The organism is Petrachloros mirabilis (assembly GCF_975968855.1).
In genome coordinates, this window is the sequence record NZ_CDLUDY010000164.1 from 1 (window position 1) to 15,847 (window position 15,847).

15 protein-coding genes are annotated in these 15,847 nt (G+C 53.4%); 5 read left to right on the forward strand and 10 right to left on the reverse strand.

Annotated features, from left to right (window positions below; translation table 11 throughout):
- Both ACWVCN_RS06540 and ACWVCN_RS06545 read left to right on the forward strand, forming a co-directional pair.
- The coding region (locus ACWVCN_RS06540) for a sigma-54 interaction domain-containing protein (protein WP_455244755.1) at nucleotides 1–848 on the forward strand (848 nt) is incomplete at its 5' end.
- 206 nt (nucleotides 849–1,054) lie between these two features.
- Entirely contained in the window at nucleotides 1,055–2,200 is a 1,146-nt protein-coding gene (locus ACWVCN_RS06545; RefSeq protein ID WP_455244756.1) for an HD domain-containing phosphohydrolase, read from the forward strand.
- Nucleotides 2,201–2,202: 2 nt separating this feature from the next.
- Here the strand turns inward: ACWVCN_RS06545 and recN are convergent, their stop codons facing one another.
- The 10 genes from recN to moaC all read right to left on the reverse strand — a co-directional run bounded on the left by recN (nucleotide 2,203) and on the right by moaC (nucleotide 12,956).
- Nucleotides 2,203–3,888 carry a DNA repair protein RecN gene (gene recN / locus ACWVCN_RS06550; RefSeq protein WP_455244757.1) on the reverse strand — a complete coding sequence of 562 codons (1,686 nt, stop codon included), beginning with the start codon at nucleotides 3,886–3,888 and terminating at the stop codon, nucleotides 2,203–2,205.
- 111 nt (nucleotides 3,889–3,999) lie between these two features.
- Nucleotides 4,000–4,347: a thioredoxin gene (trxA, locus tag ACWVCN_RS06555; protein WP_455244758.1), complete on the reverse strand. Its 348-nt coding sequence runs from the start codon at nucleotides 4,345–4,347 to the stop codon at nucleotides 4,000–4,002.
- Nucleotides 4,348–4,449: 102 nt separating this feature from the next.
- Entirely contained in the window at nucleotides 4,450–4,977 is a 528-nt protein-coding gene (locus ACWVCN_RS06560; RefSeq protein ID WP_455244759.1) for a hypothetical protein, read from the reverse strand.
- Nucleotides 4,978–4,991: 14 nt separating this feature from the next.
- On the reverse strand, nucleotides 4,992–7,484 hold the full coding sequence (locus ACWVCN_RS06565; protein WP_455244760.1) for an LPS-assembly protein LptD: 2,493 nt from the start codon (nucleotides 7,482–7,484) through the stop codon (nucleotides 4,992–4,994).
- Complete coding sequence (locus tag ACWVCN_RS06570) at nucleotides 7,453–8,748, reverse strand: bifunctional folylpolyglutamate synthase/dihydrofolate synthase (RefSeq protein ID WP_455244761.1); 1,296 nt, start codon at nucleotides 8,746–8,748, stop codon at nucleotides 7,453–7,455. Before ACWVCN_RS06570 ends, ACWVCN_RS06565 begins: the two co-directional genes overlap by 32 nt.
- A gap of 31 nt (nucleotides 8,749–8,779) precedes the next feature.
- The gene (accD, locus tag ACWVCN_RS06575; protein ID WP_455244762.1) at nucleotides 8,780–9,616 is read right to left on the reverse strand and encodes an acetyl-CoA carboxylase, carboxyltransferase subunit beta; all 837 of its coding nucleotides are present in this window, start codon (nucleotides 9,614–9,616) and stop codon (nucleotides 8,780–8,782) included.
- A 122-nt stretch (nucleotides 9,617–9,738) separates the two neighbouring features.
- Nucleotides 9,739–10,446 carry a HoxN/HupN/NixA family nickel/cobalt transporter gene (locus ACWVCN_RS06580; RefSeq protein ID WP_455244763.1) on the reverse strand — a complete coding sequence of 236 codons (708 nt, stop codon included), beginning with the start codon at nucleotides 10,444–10,446 and terminating at the stop codon, nucleotides 9,739–9,741.
- A gap of 173 nt (nucleotides 10,447–10,619) precedes the next feature.
- Complete coding sequence (gene moaA / locus ACWVCN_RS06585) at nucleotides 10,620–11,684, reverse strand: GTP 3',8-cyclase MoaA (RefSeq protein WP_455244764.1); 1,065 nt, start codon at nucleotides 11,682–11,684, stop codon at nucleotides 10,620–10,622.
- A gap of 54 nt (nucleotides 11,685–11,738) precedes the next feature.
- Entirely contained in the window at nucleotides 11,739–12,437 is a 699-nt protein-coding gene (locus tag ACWVCN_RS06590) for a molybdenum cofactor biosynthesis protein (RefSeq protein WP_455244765.1), read from the reverse strand.
- A 24-nt stretch (nucleotides 12,438–12,461) separates the two neighbouring features.
- Nucleotides 12,462–12,956 carry a cyclic pyranopterin monophosphate synthase MoaC gene (gene moaC, locus ACWVCN_RS06595; RefSeq protein ID WP_455244766.1) on the reverse strand — a complete coding sequence of 165 codons (495 nt, stop codon included), beginning with the start codon at nucleotides 12,954–12,956 and terminating at the stop codon, nucleotides 12,462–12,464.
- Between the two features lie 412 nt (nucleotides 12,957–13,368).
- On the opposite strand from moaC, the gene folB reads away from it, so the two are divergent.
- From folB to ACWVCN_RS06610, 3 genes are all read left to right on the forward strand, one after another.
- The gene (gene folB / locus ACWVCN_RS06600) at nucleotides 13,369–14,319 is read left to right on the forward strand and encodes a dihydroneopterin aldolase (RefSeq protein ID WP_455244767.1); all 951 of its coding nucleotides are present in this window, start codon (nucleotides 13,369–13,371) and stop codon (nucleotides 14,317–14,319) included.
- Nucleotides 14,316–15,164: a PHP domain-containing protein gene (locus ACWVCN_RS06605; protein WP_455244768.1), complete on the forward strand. Its 849-nt coding sequence runs from the start codon at nucleotides 14,316–14,318 to the stop codon at nucleotides 15,162–15,164. The genes folB and ACWVCN_RS06605 overlap by 4 nt, the downstream gene beginning before the upstream one ends.
- Nucleotides 15,165–15,281: 117 nt before the next feature.
- Nucleotides 15,282–15,847, forward strand: a 566-nt coding sequence (locus ACWVCN_RS06610) for a hypothetical protein (RefSeq protein WP_455244769.1), incomplete at its 3' end; no start/stop codon positions are given.

Consider the following 15,847-nt stretch of genomic DNA (forward strand, 5'->3'; position numbering starts at 1 on the left):
GAGACCGCCCCTTTATCGCATTGAATTGTGCAGCGCTCCCGGAAACCTTGATCGAGAGCGAATTGTTCGGCCACGAGAAGGGCTCGTTTACAGACGCGACCGCTCGGCGTATCGGCCAATTCGAACTAGCCAACAGCGGCACTCTGTTCCTTGACGAAATCGGCGATCTCAGTCCTATGACACAAGCCAAACTGCTTCGCGTCCTCCAAGAGCGGGAATTCACGAGAATCGGAGGCGTGCAAGCGATCAAGGTGGACGTGAGAATTGTGGCGGCCACGAATAAAAACCTCGAAGACTTGGTTCGAAAAGGACAGTTTCGAGAGGACCTCTACTACCGCATCAACGTGATCTCCCTCTACCTTCCTCCCCTCCGAGACCGTGGCGAAGACGTTCCGCTCCTTGCCAAACATTTCCTGTCGAAGCGTCTTGAAGAGGAGCGTCGACCGGCCCAGGAATTCTCCAAAGACGCAATTGATCTGCTCTGCCGCTACCCATGGCCGGGAAATATCCGCGAGATGGAAAATATCATCGAGCAGGCCTTCATCTGGTCAAAAGGCTCGGATTCCGTCACCCCGGAACACCTTCCGACGATCCTCCGCAATGATACAAGGTCTTCATCCCTTCGCGACGATACCTTAGCGGGACGCCTCTCTCTTGAGAAGGCAGTCATGGAGTTTGAGCGAGAAATCATTCTTGATGCATTGAAGAAAAACAACTATGTGCAGACCCACGCAGCCAACCAACTGGGGATCAGCCGACGTATGCTGAAGTATCGAATGGACACATTGGGAATAGGCAGACCAGACAACGACCCCTCTCCTGAACCAGAACCGCTCGCGCAGGAATAACACAGCCTCCGCGATCCCCTGAGCGATTTTTGCATCAGTCCCACGAATTCTCTTCCTGTTTGATACGTAGCAATCCTTTCATGGAAACTACATATGGTGCCGAAGAAAACTCCTGCCACATTTACTGGGCAGAGGTATCGTAACTAGCTGAAAAGGAATAACAATTGCTTGACAGACCTGCTCAATACAGGTAGATGAACTGAACAATGACATCTCCTATACATAACGAACCAGAGAAAAAACCCACGGTGCTTGTCGTTGACGACGAGGCTGGCCCGCGGGATGCCTTAAAATTCATCCTTCGCCCGTTTTTTAATGTCCAGTCAGCCGAATCGGCCCAAGCCGCTATCGATGTTCTGAACCACCAACCAGTGGACCTTATCACGCTCGATCAAAAACTCCCTGATCGACAAGGGTTAGACCTGCTCCAGGAAATAAAACATGATCACGCGGACGTGGAAGTCATCATCATCACCGGATACGGAAGCTTGAAGTCGGCGATGGAAGGCATCAGGAATGGAGCAGCCGGCTACCTCCTCAAACCCTTCAACGTGACTGAACTTATCACGCTGGTCAATCAAACGCTGGAGAAGAAGCAGAGAATCGATTATCTCCGGCAATTCCTTCGTTCCTCGACGGATTTGTGGGGATCTGAAGCCGACTGTGCCCGGGCATGGGAAGAGATGCGAGCGGGATATGAAGCGTTCTGTAAAGCCCGCATGACCTCCTCCTCAATAGAAGAGGTAACAGAATTACTTCCGCTTCTCTCTGACCTTCTCGAAGCAAAGGACCGCCACTTGCTCAATCACTGCAGCCGAGTCAGTTTTTATGCAACCTTACTCGCCAACCGAACCAACCTGACCGTCAACGAACAGAAGTCAGTGGCTCTAGGAGCCTTTCTGCACGACGTCGGAAAACTAGGAGGAGATGACTACCGGTTCGCCGACGACGAAATCGTCGCCACAGATGGAACCCACGAGCAGAGACAGCACCCAGAGCGAGGAGCCAAAATGATTACCCCGCTCGGACTGCCGGCTGAAATCGGCCAGATCATTGCCTACCACCACGAACGCTGGGATGGCTCAGGTTATCCACATGGACTCAAGGGCGAAGGGATCCCGATTTTGGCGAGAATCGTCTGTTTGGCGCAGGCACTCGATCATCTTACGGCTGAGCTGCCTGATCGAACTCCGCTTTCGATCGACGAGGCTTGCGCCTTCCTATCCTCTCACGCCGGATCCTATTTCGATCCGACACTCACCAGTTTATTTATCCAAGTGATCCAGGAATGCAAAGCCTCTCTCCCGGTTATGGCGATCGCAGCCAATTCGTCAGGGCGGGCTGCCGCCTAAGCTCATTGTTTACTTTTTGTTTCCGCAATCAATTCGGCTGCTGTTTCGCGGACTTTTCTGGTGATCGTCTGGCCTCCCAGCATTCGAGCAATTTCCTCCTCACGACCGACGCCCTTCAGCAATCTGATAGATGTCGTCGTTCTTCTTCTGTCCCGCCCCTTTTCCACGAGCAAATGGTGTTCAGCCTGAGACGCCACTTGTGGTAAATGCGTGATGCAAAACACCTGGTGGTATTGACCGAGGCGTCTGAGCCGCGTCCCCATCGCCGACGCCACCCCTCCCCCGACACCCATATCAATCTCGTCGAACACAAGGACTGGAACGTGGTCGGTCTCGGCAAGCACAGACTTTAGCGCCAACATGATACGAGAGAGCTCTCCTCCTGAAGCAATACGGGCCAATGGTCTCCTGGGTTCACCCACATTGCTGGACAACAGAAACTCAACCTGATCCCACCCCGTTGGTCCGCACATGCTGATACCCTCATCAGCGGACAGCGCTATCTCAAATTTCGCCCCCTCCATCTTGAGCGCCCCAAGCTCAGCAGCGACAAGAGTCGCAAGGCGCTTGGCCGCATCCCGTCTTTTCTTCGATAACTGTATTGCCAGGTCGGTCATCTGCTCTTCTGCGACCTGAACTTGCCGAGTCAATTCTGACACTCGGCCTTCCTGCGTTGCGATTGAGAACAACTCTTGTTTGACACGAGAACCGGTTGCCAGAACAGCCTCGATCGAGCCGCCATATTTCTTCTTCAATCGATGGATTGCGTCCAGGCGATCTTCCACCAGACTCTGCCTCTCAGGATCTGCTTCCAACCGCAAAGCATAGTCCCGCAGGGAATCCGCGAGGTCCTTCAGCAACACCGACGCCTCACGGGCTTGCGAGAGACCCTCACCGCTCGACTGGTCTATCTGGGCTAATTCTTCGAGAACTCGGTTAATCCGGCCAAGTTTACCGAGCACCCCTTGCTCTTCGGCTTGCAAATCTCCATAGGCCGTCTCCGCCAATTCCCTCAGACGATGGGCATGGACTAGTCGTTGTCGCTCCGCCTGAAGAGCCTCTTCCTCGCCTGTTGACAATCCCGCCCTCTCGATCTCCTCCGACTGAAACTGCAATAACTCACGCAGCCGCTCATGATTCAATCCTTCCTGTATGGTGGCTTCAAGAGCAGCGGTGCGATCCTTCCACAGGCGATAGGTTTCCTCATATTGTGCCCGCAGTGCGACAAGGCCTCCGAATCCGTCCACTGCGTCCAGCTGCCTGGAAGAGGACAAGAGGGACTGTTGTTCATGCTGTCCGTGGATATCGACGAGGGTTCCGCCCAAGTCCTCGAGTACCCGAAGAGGACAGAAATCCCCATTGAGGTACATCCGGCTTCGACCGGATCGGGAGAGGACCCTTTTCAACACGATCTCTCGGTCATTGGAACCAACCATGTCTTGTGAGCGGAGGTGACGAAGAAGAGGATGCGCGTCCGGAAGGACAAACGAAGCTTCGATCTTCGCTTCGTCTTCACCCGTGCGGATCTGATCGGTTGAGGCACGCCCCCCCACTAATAGATCAATGGCGTCAATCAGCAAGGATTTGCCGGCACCGGTCTCACCAGTCAAGACCGTAAAGCCGGGCTGAAATTCGATGTGGAGCTGTTCGATAAGGGCGAAATTGAGGATGCGAAGCTCAACAAGCATCAGGATGTGTGACGAGCGAGCGCGTATAACTCGATCAGAATACTCGAGCCTATGAGTAGTGGCTTTCCAGCCGTGCCTATCGGATGGGCAAGTGTTTCCGTCTACAAAACCTTAGGCGGATCCCGCATGCTGAGCGAGCAGCTGGTCGATTACTTCCTTGAACTGACGCTTGGGCCTTGCACCAACTAGTTTCTCCACGACCTGCCCGTTCTTGAAAAACAGAATGGTCGGAATGCTCATCACCTGATACCGTCCGGCCACTTCGGGGTTCTCATCCGTATTGAGTTTTCGCACCTTGACCTTGCCCGCATATTCATTGGCCAACTCATCGACAATTGGAGCCACCATCTGACAAGGTCCGCACCAGACTGCCCAGAAATCGACCATGACCAACTCGGAGGCCTTTACCACCTCGGCATCCCATGTCGCATCTTCAACTTTCAACGCATTGCCCGCCACAATAAGTCCTCCTTGCAGGATAGATACAGACCCTCTCGCGAGAAAACGGATCTCATCGTATACCAGCCCATTCCGAGTAGTCAAATCGTCGACAAAGATGGATTACCAGGACCATTCAGGCGGAACTGTTAGCCACCATCCTTCCGAGTTCATCTTACGCCACTTCGTCTGCTGCGGCCACACACGCATGACGACAGACTTATCTAGCCTTGTGGCCAATTCCGCGGTGACATCGGCCTGCTGTCGCGCTGCAGATTGAATCAGTTCTTTCTCGATCTGTACCAAGATATTCGAAGGCTCTGTAAGACTTTCCGGCTCACCCCCTGTTAAGTTCAAATACAGGTGCTGCATAGTGACCCACTGGTCCTTCTTGGCCAACGCCTCTACATAGGCATCTAACGCTTGGTACACATAGGTCAGGTACAGATAACTCTCCGCGGAGGGAGACTCTTTAACTTCCTGCTGACAAGCCTCGACAGCCTGCCGGAAGTCACCAGCGGCAAGGAACACCTTGGCCCGCTGAAGATTTGTTCGACGGTCCGGCTGGCTAGGGAATGAGACCGAGCTGCACGCAATCAACCAGGTCATCGCGAGCAGAGACAGACAAGCCGCCCATCCTGTAGAACTCATCGGCCTTCTCCATATCATGGGTAGCTCCCCCCCAAACTGGGCGGCATTGGCGACGTTTGCGCACGTCCATAAGGACCCCCGCCGCCGACCCATGGCAGGCCTCGCTCTCCCCATAACAAAGGATTCAGAATGCTCCTCAGCACCGCCGTACCATAGTTCTCCGTCCATCCGATCCCTGTCAGACTGAACATAAAATTGTACTGAGCTCTGTCCGGAAATTGCAGATAAAACAGTCCCAACGACCAACACTTGCAAGGGTTCTGGTACAGAGCGACCACATCATATTCCGGGCTCTTGCCGTTCTTGATATCGTAATACCCCTTGCCTCCTACGGTCCATCCCCACGGTGTACGGAAGGCACCTCCCGCTGTTACAAATTGGATTTCCGGTGTCGGAGCATACACTTCATTAAATGAGAGCGGATTCCACACATCCCCTCGACGAACCCGAGCGCCATCGCGCGAATACCGTTGCCCCACTTCGACATACCAGTTGGTCGATTCCTGAACTCGAAAGTCAGTATTAAATTGGCTCAACGTTGAACGATAGGGATCATAGAATGCGTCGATCGTGACATACTGGTTGATAACGGGCCTTTGGCCGTATGTAATATCTGTTGCTCGACCAAACGCCGACTCTGATATTTGGGAACGCGTCATTTGGGGGCTGTTGTTGCCGATGACTGCGCGCAACCAAAGATCTGAAAATTTCTTCCCCTCGATCGGCACCGTGGCAGGCTGAAGAGGCTGGGTTATGCTGCCGATCGGAGGAATCACGCCGGGCGTAAAGTCCCTTGCTCTGGTCTGCACGGCGCCAACGTGATAACTCTGCCCCAACGTCAGATCAAGCCAATTAAAACTGCTCTGCCCGTCCTGCTCCAAGAGTCGACTGCGAATCATATAGGTCATCAGGTTCTTCTTGGGGAGGTCATCGACCTGATCAATCTGGGTCAACTGCGATTGGTCGGTCGACGGCACATATTCATACATGAGGCTGGGCTCGATCGCGTGCAACATCACGTTGCCGTCCTCGGAACGGAATCGTCGACTCAGCTTCGACGTGATATCGAGTCCTGCCCAGAACGTTTCCCGATGCTGACTGGAAGAGTCCTGAACGCCTCGACTGTAATATACCTCTCGAAACTTCGCTTGAGGTGTCATGCCGACAATATGGCCGAAGTTGATCACATCCGTTGAGATTCCCGGCACCACGTCCAAGCGATTTTGCGTGAATCCTTGATCCCGATAAAAGTTCACTCCATTGGCGTCTCCCCCAAACAAAAACGGCGACCCAAATAACGACAGCTTGGGCAGCGTGTATCCAATTTCCGGAAGACGCTGAAAAGTATCCGAACCACCGGCTTGCAAAGGTTGTAGATATTGACCCAATAAGTACAGGTTTCCGTAGGACAGGCGTTGTGTAGCTAAGAGATTCGATTCATTACTTGGCAAAGCCCGTTGGACGCCTGAATTACTCAATTGTTGAAGATAGTCCGGATCAGTCACAAGATTAGCCTGCGCCCGTAGAAGGAGCGTCTCCGAGAACTGTTGCGTGTGAGACCCAGTGATTGAAGCTCGCGCTCTGCGGGGATCTTCAGTGGTTGCTGTCACCCCCGATACATTCGGCAACTGTGTCTGCTGGAGATAACTGATGTACCACTGCCCGAATGACCTCCGGTCCAACACATAGCGATACTCTAAGTCACTCCCATACCCGAGATCACTGTAGTATAAGGGTGCCACCGTCAGATCTTGGCTCGGATTGATCGCCCAATAGAATGCCTGCTGCAGGCGAGCACCGAAGCGATTGTCGTAGCCGACGTTCGGGAACAAGAAACCACTTCGGCGTTTTGTAAGGGGATACGTAAGGGTCGGAATAGGAATGGCTGGCGTATCGAGCACGCACAGCCAGCCGCCTGTAAAGGCCACACTATCCCCGATGTTCAAGTCTAGATCTTTAAATTGAAAACGCCAGGCTGGTGTTTCACCATCCTGGGCATCGCAATTCGTAAATTGCCCCTCCTTGATTCGATAGTGTTCCTCCGAGAATCGTTGGATAAGGCGCCCCTCGACCGTCGTATTCGTCGACTTGAGATAAACCTGTCCATGGGTGACTACACCCGCTTCTGTATTTACGTTCAGTTCCAATCGTTCCGCCTCGATGTCGGCTTTGGAATCTTTCAGTCGTACATGGCCGGTCGCAACCATGATGCCGGGAAGAACATGCAAGGTGATATGGTCGGCGGTGAGACGCAACGTCCCTTGCTCGACGACGACCGAACCATCCGCTTCATACCTTTCCTGTTCTTGCAAATAATCGATACGGTCAGCTTTCACATCCAGAGGAGGCGTTCCCGAGCCGGACAAGGAGGCACTCGTAGCTCCTTCACCAGACCAGGTCCCATCCGGAGTCACGAGGCTTATGACACAGAGGCAGGCTAGACAGGCAAGGACTCGCGCGACACTATATACCATGTCAACCACGGAGCGGAGATAACCGGCTACCATGCAACATCGCCTTCACATCGCCAACCAACATCAGGGAGCCAGCCACACAAATGAGATCTGTCTCACACGTCAGTCGCTTCGCTTTTTCCAAGGCATCGTTCACCAGGGAACTTGCGTGCGCATGTGGCCACAGCTCTCTAAGCTTGGCTTGCAATTCGTGGGCAGTTGCTGAACGTGGGAGATGGGCTTGCGTGAACACGACATCGTCGACCACCTCTCTCAATGGTTCTGCAAATCTGCGGTGGTCTTTGTCCCGCATCATCCCCATCACAAGAACGACACGGCTGCCGGGATGGGAAAAACGGAAACCACGCAAGTAAGACGCCAACGCCTCTGCTGCCGCAGGATTGTGGGCGCCGTCCAGCACGACGGTCGGCTGACGCTCCACAATTTCCAGTCGTCCCTCCCACCGGACCTTCGATAGCCCCTCACGAACTGCCTCTTCACAAACCGCGATTCCTTCGGAGCAAGCTGCTTCGATCAATGCCAGCGAACAGGCAGCGTTGTCGATTTGATGTCCCCCCCGCAACGAACAGGACAGATCATCGATTCGCATCCGAGGCCCGGTATAACAAAACCGCTCTGGCGAGACAGCGGAGACATGGAACTCCTGATTGAGCCGAGCGAGGGACGCAGTGCGCTTAAGTGCAACCTGCTCAATCGTATTCAATGCTTCCCCTGAAATACGCCCGATGATGATGGGAACGTTGCATTTGATTATGCCGGCTTTCTCAAACGCAATCGAAGATACGGTCTTCCCCAGGTACTCTTGGTGGTCCAACGAAATCGTAGTAATGGCACATGCCGCTGGCTTTATAACATTGGTGGCGTCAAAGCGCCCACCCAACCCGACCTCCAACACCGCAACGTCAATGCCCTTCTCAGCGAAATGCTGAAACGCCATTGCCGTCCCATATTCAAAAAAAGTCGGCGACAGGTCGGGCTCACAGAGGCTCTTCAGCAACTCCGTCAATCGCGCTACCTCCGTCTCCGAAATCATCTCTCCGTCGACGCGAATCCGCTCTCGAAATTCCACCAAATGAGGAGAGGTGTACAACCCGACGCGGTATCCTGCAGCCTGCAGAATCGACGCCGCCATAGCAGCCGTCGAACCTTTTCCATTTGTTCCCGCAATGTGGAGACACCGATACCGATCCTGTGGCATCCCAAGCCGCCCGACCAACGCCGTCATTGTCTCCAAGCCTAACTTTATGCCGTGTTTTTGCAGATTATAGAGATAGGCAACAGCGGAGGCGTAGTTCATGATCGAAGCCGAATGGGGAGAAGGGACGATGCTAAAAGTGTGCTACAAGAGTGCTGAGAGTTTCTTTGAGCTGCTTGCGCTCGACGATCATGTCGATCATTCCATGTTCTAACAAGAATTCAGCACGCTGAAATTGATCCGGCAGCTGCTGTTTGATGGTTTGTTCGATCACTCTCGGCCCGGCAAACCCGATCAAGGCCTTCGGCTCAGCAATAATGATGTCCCCTAGCATGGCGACACTTGCTGTCACGCCGCCGAACGTAGGATCGGCCAGCAGACAGATAAATGGCAACTTCGCTTCGCCAAGTTTTGCCACAGCCGCGGAGGTTTTGGCCATCTGCATCAACGAGAGTATCCCCTCCTGCATTCTGGCACCACCCGAGGCCGTGACCAGTACGACCGGCAAGCGAGCTTCAAGGGCCCGATCGATTGCCCGGCAGATTTTCTCTCCGACGACGGAGCCCATGCTCCCGCCCATGAATCCAAAATCGAAGACGCACAGCGCGACGCGGCGCCCATTCATCCGCCCTTCGCCGATCATGATCGCATCTTTTTTCCCCGTCTTCTCCTGCTGAGCCTTCACCCGATCCTTGTACGATTTTGTATCGTGAAACCCAAGAGGGTCTTGGGGGCTGAGGTCCGCATCCCATTCCTTGAATGTCCCCAAATCCACCAGGAGGGTGATCCGTTCCATAACAGAAATCGGAAAATGGTAATCACATTTTGGACAGACCTTGTTGTTCCGCTCGACTTCCTTACGGTAGACGATTTCGCGGCAATGGTTGCACTTCAGCCACATACCCTCGGCAACCTTCGAGCGCTTCGGCGCCTCAGGTTCCGAACCTTTTTGCTTTTTAAACCAGGCCATAGGTTACCCCTTTACTTGCCGTCAGGCACCGAAGCGCACAATCACGTGGCATTCCCGCTGCAGAATAGCACAGCCCTGTTTGCGACGCACGCATCTTCCAAATGAACCCAGAAATTTTGAATTTAGACCGAATCCCCAACCATGAAAATGTGGTTCAGAATGGAAATGCCAAACACGATACTGCCCAGACTGGCGGATCCCTGAACTACAAGCAATGCTGGACGGCCGAGATGTAATGACCAGACAACCGACAAGCTCAAAAACAACCCGATCACCATCATTCCAAGAATTGAACCGAGTCCGAATACAACAATAAAAAACAGGCCCTCAGCTATGCTTTCGGCCGTCGACACCACTACAAGCAGCAGTGCAGCGGAACCGGCAAGACCATGGGCCATGCCAATGCAGAGCGGCCTGAACGACTGCCGCCACCAATGGGAATGGCCATGATCCGGCAGCACCGCGTGGCTATGGAGATGAACGTGTTTTGTTCCGTCATGCTCATGCTGGTGGATGTGCCAACGCTCCCGCCACAGCTTTACCGCAAGGAGCCCGCCGAGCACGATCAACATGATACCCACTGCCCCTTCAGCCGCCATCGCCAAGAATTCTGGAACCGGAGTCCGAAACCACAAGACAACCGATCCCACAAGCAAGAGAATCAGCGTATGGCCGATTCCCCAACTCAATCCAACCAGACCGGATGCCTTGATCGAAGGTCGCTGCGCTAAGACCGTTGCAACAGCTGCAATATGATCACTATCGAGAGCGTGACGAAGTCCCAACATGAATCCGAGTGCAAGCATAGTCAGAAAGTTTGATTCAGTCATAAGTGTCAGGAATTCACCACGATGGACTGTTAAGGCTTTCAATCACTGAGGCGATCGAAGCTGAAGTCTGACGAAGCTGTTTCAATTCAACAAGCACCGCGATGTATGCAATTAATCCATTACGGAAGCTGGACACGAAAAAACCTGTGGAACGAACGAATAGACGATCGAACTCAGCCGCCACGTGCATGCATTTCCAGATGGGGATCCTGACGAAGCTTGTCGATCCCGATTAGCCCCTGTTCACGAAGACCGACGCGTTCAAGTGCCTTCCGATCTTCTGCGCCACGATCTCGCCGGGATTCCCATCCGGCCCTAATGAATGCCCGCATTTCCTGAGGAGAAGCCCCTGTCCTCAAAGGCTTACGAAGATCCGTCCCGGTTGTTGCATACAGGCAGCGGTACCACATCCCATCCGCGGTGACACGACTGCGATCACAGGAGGAACAAAACGGCGTAGTCGTTGAAGGAATAATTCCAAAAGTGGTTCCATCCGGCAAGATGAATCGCTGAGCCGGTGCCGATCCTCGCTCTGGCATCGGTTCGATTTTCCCGTAGTATTTGCCAAGCGCCGTCAACATGGCTTCACGGGACAACACTTTTTCCGGAGCCCATTCATTCGCCCCTCCAACGTCCATGTACTCGATAAACCGGACTTCGGCTTGGTAATGTTTCCCGAACTCAATCATTCCCACCAATTCATCATCATTGAAACCGCGAATGGCAACCGTATCGAGCTTGAGGCCCATAAAACCTGTTCTGCCCACCGACTCGATCCCCTCAAGCACACGGGCATATTCATCACGACGGGTCAACTGACGGAACCGTTCAGGCCGCAAGGTATCCAGACTCACCGTCACGCGATGTAAGCCTGCCTCAAACAAGGATTGAGCCTGATCCGCTAACAAAATCCCGTTGGTCGTCAGGGCAATCTCCGTGATTCGTCTATTTTGAAGTAGCAGTCGAATAAGCCGCGGGAGATCACGCCGCAACAAAGGCTCCCCCCCCGTCACACGCACCTTATCGACACCGAGGTCGGTGAAATACTCCGTGAGTGTTGTCATCTCCTCGAATGAAAGCAGATCCTCGCGTGGAAGCCATACGTAATCCTCTTCCGGCATACAATAGGCACAGCGCAAATTGCAGCGATCAGTGACCGATAGCCGCAAACTTCTCAGCGGCCGTCCATGAAGATCAACAACTTCGGGGAGCCTCCCGCTTGAAGAGGATTCAATCATGAGGAACTCCACAACTTTGACGACGATTCCTGTTCACTTTCTCACTTCCCAATACTAGGGATGCTCCTCGACCCATACCTCTCCGCTTGTGGTATGCTCCAACTTCCAAATCGGAGTGATCTGCTTCAATTCATCGATTGCCCACTTACAGGCCCGGAATGCATCCGCTCGATGTTCGGCACCGGCAATAATGAGCACAATGTTCTCGCCGATTGCGATCTCTCCATATCGATGGACGATAAGCAATTCGAGGATATCGAAGTCCTTCAATGCCCGTTCACGAATCTCGTGCAGCTTCTTCTGCGCCATTCCCTCGTAATGTTCGAACGTGATGCCGTCGACGTCTCGTCCTTTCGACCGATCACGGGCCGTACCGAGAAAGATTGCAATGCCACCTATCCGCTTCGACCGGCTTCGAACGCGGTTGATCTCTGCATCGACGGAAAAATCTTCCCGCTGCACACGAACAAGTTGAGATTCATCGCATGTCTGTTCCATTGGCGATCCCCCAGCAAACGGAGGAAGCAAGGCGATCTCATCTCCTTCTCTGACCTCCGTATCTTCATGCGCAATTTCATGATTCACTGATATCAGGACTTTTTTCTTATGAATCAATTCCCCGATCGTCGGATATCCCTGGTTCACAGCCTCAACAAGATCCTTCACACGCTGCCCGTTGGAGAGAGGCAACGATAACGACGACTGATTGCCCGCCATCGACTTCGTCATACCGAAGAGCCGAACCGTAATCATCGTTCCTCAAGTTGGACCTAGGCCTCAGCCTTCTCTTCTATAAGTTCCCGACTTCCCGCCCGACTTTGATAGCAAACAGACATCGCTGAAACTCATTCCACGATCGATCGCTTTGCACATGTCATAGATCGTCAGGGCTGCAACTGAGGCTGCCGTCATCGCTTCCATTTCGACACCCGTCTGGCCGGTCGTCTTGGCAGTTGCCGAAATTGTGATGGAACAACGCCCCTGTCGATCCGGTTGAGGATCTTCTTTAAACGAGATGTCGACGCTGGATAGGAAAATCGGATGGCACATGGGGATGAGGTCCGGAGTCTTCTTCGCTCCCATTACCCCTGCAACTTGGGCAACCGCCAGCACATCGCCTTTGGCGATCTTGCCACGTTGAATCTTTTCAAGGGTTTCGGGTTGAAGAAAGACGGTAGCCTGCGCCGTCGCCACCCGCTCGGTCTGAGCCTTGGCGCTGACATCAACCATCCGCGCACGGCCCGACTCATTGAAATGCGTGAACTCAGCCATTTTCCTCGCTGAATCAGCCGGTTATGGGTGCGGCGATCGGTCATTATAGGAGGTGTTCAAATGGTGAGTCAATAGACAGAATCCGGCCCCGATCGGAACTTCCCCCCTGTGATCTTATATAAAAGAAAACAAGAGACGCCACATCAATGTTCCCGTATCGAACCCTTCGACAATTTGCATGTGTCCTCGGACAATTTTCGTATTCCTTCACGGCCTAATCACTGTGGGTATTCATTTCTCGGGCCAACTCGCAGCAGAATGGAAGATCATGGGAGGGAAACCACGAGACAGCAATCGCATAGCTCTCAGGCCCCAAGACCATAGGATTTCGAGCCTCCCTAACTACTCGTTCCCTGACCCCCCGCCAAGGATTGGTTGACAGTTCCTCTTTGCATCCCGGAGAATGATCTCGATGTCATACAAAATAGTGATCGAACGGCTTGAATTTCAAGGACATTGCGGGGTAACGCCCGAAGAACGCCGTCGTTCACAGCCGCTGGCGATCGATCTGGAATTGGAATGCGAAACAACACTAGCAGCTTCTTCCGATCGCATATCCGATACGATTGACTATGCGCAGGTGGCTGAACGCATCGTCGAACTCGGATCGAAGGAAGAGTCTTCCCTGCTTGAATCGCTAGCTGAGAAATGCTTTACGATGCTATTTGCTGAGTTTCCGGTCGAAAGAGTTCGATTGTGGCTACGGAAGTTGGCACCTCCTCTTGAGCGGACGACCGGATCTGTCGGCATCAAAGTCGAGAGAGCTCGGATTGCGCACTATGTGCAGCAGACGGACCCCCCTCCCTCCCGTTTTCTCGCTCAGCAGCTGCACCGTCTGCAAAAAGGCCGCGTTTTGGACGTCGCCTGCGGAAGCGGGCGCCATTCTCTCTACCTCGCATCCCATGGGTTCGACGTCACGGCGATCGATCGGGATGCCGACAGCCTTGCAAAATTAGTCACAACCGCAAAGCATCGGCACCTTCCCAAACTCAACGTGAAACAAGTTGACCTTGAACGGACAACAGATGAGCGGCCTGAATTCCCGGCCAATGCCTTCGACACTATCATCGTCTGTTTTTACCTGCATCGCCCGCTCTTTCCTTGGATCATCGAAGCATTGAAACCAAACGGCGTTCTACTCTACGAAACCTTCTCGATCGAAAATTATTTCCGCCACCGCCATCCGCGCCGTTGGGAATTTTGTTTGGCTCACAATGAACTCCTGCGGCTCACCTCATCCCTTCGAACAATTTTTTATGACGAAGGAGAGCATGAAGCTGGCACCGGCATGGGCTCAGCCTACACAGCCCAACTGCTGGCACAAAAACCCGGTCCGAACGGCCGCCAACAGGAGGTTTCATGAGCCGGATTGATCTCCATCTCCATACGACCCATTCAGACGGTAGCTTTCGGCCATCGGACATCCTTGGACTTGCCAAGCAGGCCAACGTTTCTGCACTGGCAATCACCGATCACGACATCACCAGCGGCATTTCCGAAGCCATGTCTGCGGGGAAGGACCTCGGCATTGAGGTTATCCCCGGTGTGGAAATCAGTTCGTTTGATGGAAAGAACGAACTGCATATTCTCGGATATTTCGTTCAATGGGAAGATGCTCTTTTCAATGAACGTCTCGCGAAGCTTCGCGAGAGCCGCCATCGCCGCAATCCCATGATTGTCGAACGACTACGGCAAACAGGCCTCGATGTGACATACGAAGAAGTTCGTTCCCTGGCAGGCACAGAATCGGTCGGACGTCCCCATATCGCACAGCTGCTCATGCAGAAGAAATATGTCACCTCTGCAAAGGAAGCTTTCGACCGATACCTTGCCGAGGGAAGACCCGCTTACGTCGCCCGAGAACTCCCACGTCCTGCAGAAGCCATTAGGTGGATCGTAGAAGCGAAAGGGGTTGCGGTGTTGGCCCACCCTACCTGGATTAAAGAAACGAGCGAGGGTCTCCGCACCCGTGTGAAGGAGCTCAAAGAAGCGGGACTTGGTGGTGTCGAAGTTCATTACAGCACACACAGCAAATCGCAAACGTCGAGCTACTTGAACTTGGCCCAGTGCTTTGACCTGTTGATTACTGGGGGAAGCGACTTCCATGGCGTGACAAAGCCTGACATCGAAGTAGGCATCGGACGTGGTGACCTGAAAGTGAACCCTCGACTCTTACCCTTGCTGAAGGAGGCAGCCGCGCGTCTGTAATCTCATATCTCCGTCTCCAAAACCTCGCCTGTTTTTGCCTATTCATTGACTCTCCGGTCCCATCCGATAGACTAAAAACCGTTCGAGCACGCTCGACCACACATGGAATTTACCCGCATGAATTGGGCTCACCCATACCTCGTCGGCATCACTATATCCCCGCTCGCCGGGCTGGTCATGAGCAACATGGCATGGGCCGATTCCTTCGGCATACCATTCACACCACTGAATGGTCCCAACGCCCTACGGCTGATCACTCATCTCATTGCGTTAGCGCTTGTCATTGCCCTCGCGATCAAAGCCAAACAAGAACTAACCGAAGACGACCGGACATCAGGTTTTTTTCTCACAATCCTCTTTCCACTCACCACATTCATTGTCATTTTGTTCGGCGGGAGATCCATTCGCACATCAGGCCTTCCTTTGATCCAACAGGTTGGCCCATCGAAATTTCTGTGGGCCTATTCCATTGCCCTGATCGGTTCCGGCCTTTGGCTGACAACAAATTGGCTCCGTCATCTCAACATGCTGCGCAACAGCTTCACCCCTCTTCCAACGGCTCGACAACGAAATATGACCAGGACGGTGCACCACGAGCCGGAGCAGAGCGAAAGCGGAGAAAAGGCACCCACACAACCGATTGAGAAACCGTCCACCGTCATTACGAACGGCAACCGACCGAC

What these genes read in the sequence shown, in the direction of transcription:
- ACWVCN_RS06590 (WP_455244765.1), bottom strand. Translation starts at nt 12,437, where the DNA reads ATGATTACGGTTCGGCTCTTCGGTATGACGAAGTCGATGGCGGGCAAT.
- folB (WP_455244767.1), top strand. Translation starts at nt 13,369, where the DNA reads ATGTCATACAAAATAGTGATCGAACGGCTTGAATTTCAAGGACATTGC.
- ACWVCN_RS06565 (WP_455244760.1), bottom strand. Translation starts at nt 7,484, where the DNA reads ATGGTAGCCGGTTATCTCCGCTCCGTGGTTGACATGGTATATAGTGTC.
- moaC (WP_455244766.1), bottom strand. Translation starts at nt 12,956, where the DNA reads ATGGCTGAGTTCACGCATTTCAATGAGTCGGGCCGTGCGCGGATGGTT.
- recN (WP_455244757.1), bottom strand. Translation starts at nt 3,888, where the DNA reads ATGCTTGTTGAGCTTCGCATCCTCAATTTCGCCCTTATCGAACAGCTC.
- ACWVCN_RS06580 (WP_455244763.1), bottom strand. Translation starts at nt 10,446, where the DNA reads ATGACTGAATCAAACTTTCTGACTATGCTTGCACTCGGATTCATGTTG.
- ACWVCN_RS06545 (WP_455244756.1), top strand. Translation starts at nt 1,055, where the DNA reads ATGACATCTCCTATACATAACGAACCAGAGAAAAAACCCACGGTGCTT.
- moaA (WP_455244764.1), bottom strand. Translation starts at nt 11,684, where the DNA reads ATGATTGAATCCTCTTCAAGCGGGAGGCTCCCCGAAGTTGTTGATCTT.
- accD (WP_455244762.1), bottom strand. Translation starts at nt 9,616, where the DNA reads ATGGCCTGGTTTAAAAAGCAAAAAGGTTCGGAACCTGAGGCGCCGAAG.
- ACWVCN_RS06570 (WP_455244761.1), bottom strand. Translation starts at nt 8,748, where the DNA reads ATGAACTACGCCTCCGCTGTTGCCTATCTCTATAATCTGCAAAAACAC.
- ACWVCN_RS06560 (WP_455244759.1), bottom strand. Translation starts at nt 4,977, where the DNA reads ATGAGTTCTACAGGATGGGCGGCTTGTCTGTCTCTGCTCGCGATGACC.
- ACWVCN_RS06605 (WP_455244768.1), top strand. Translation starts at nt 14,316, where the DNA reads ATGAGCCGGATTGATCTCCATCTCCATACGACCCATTCAGACGGTAGC.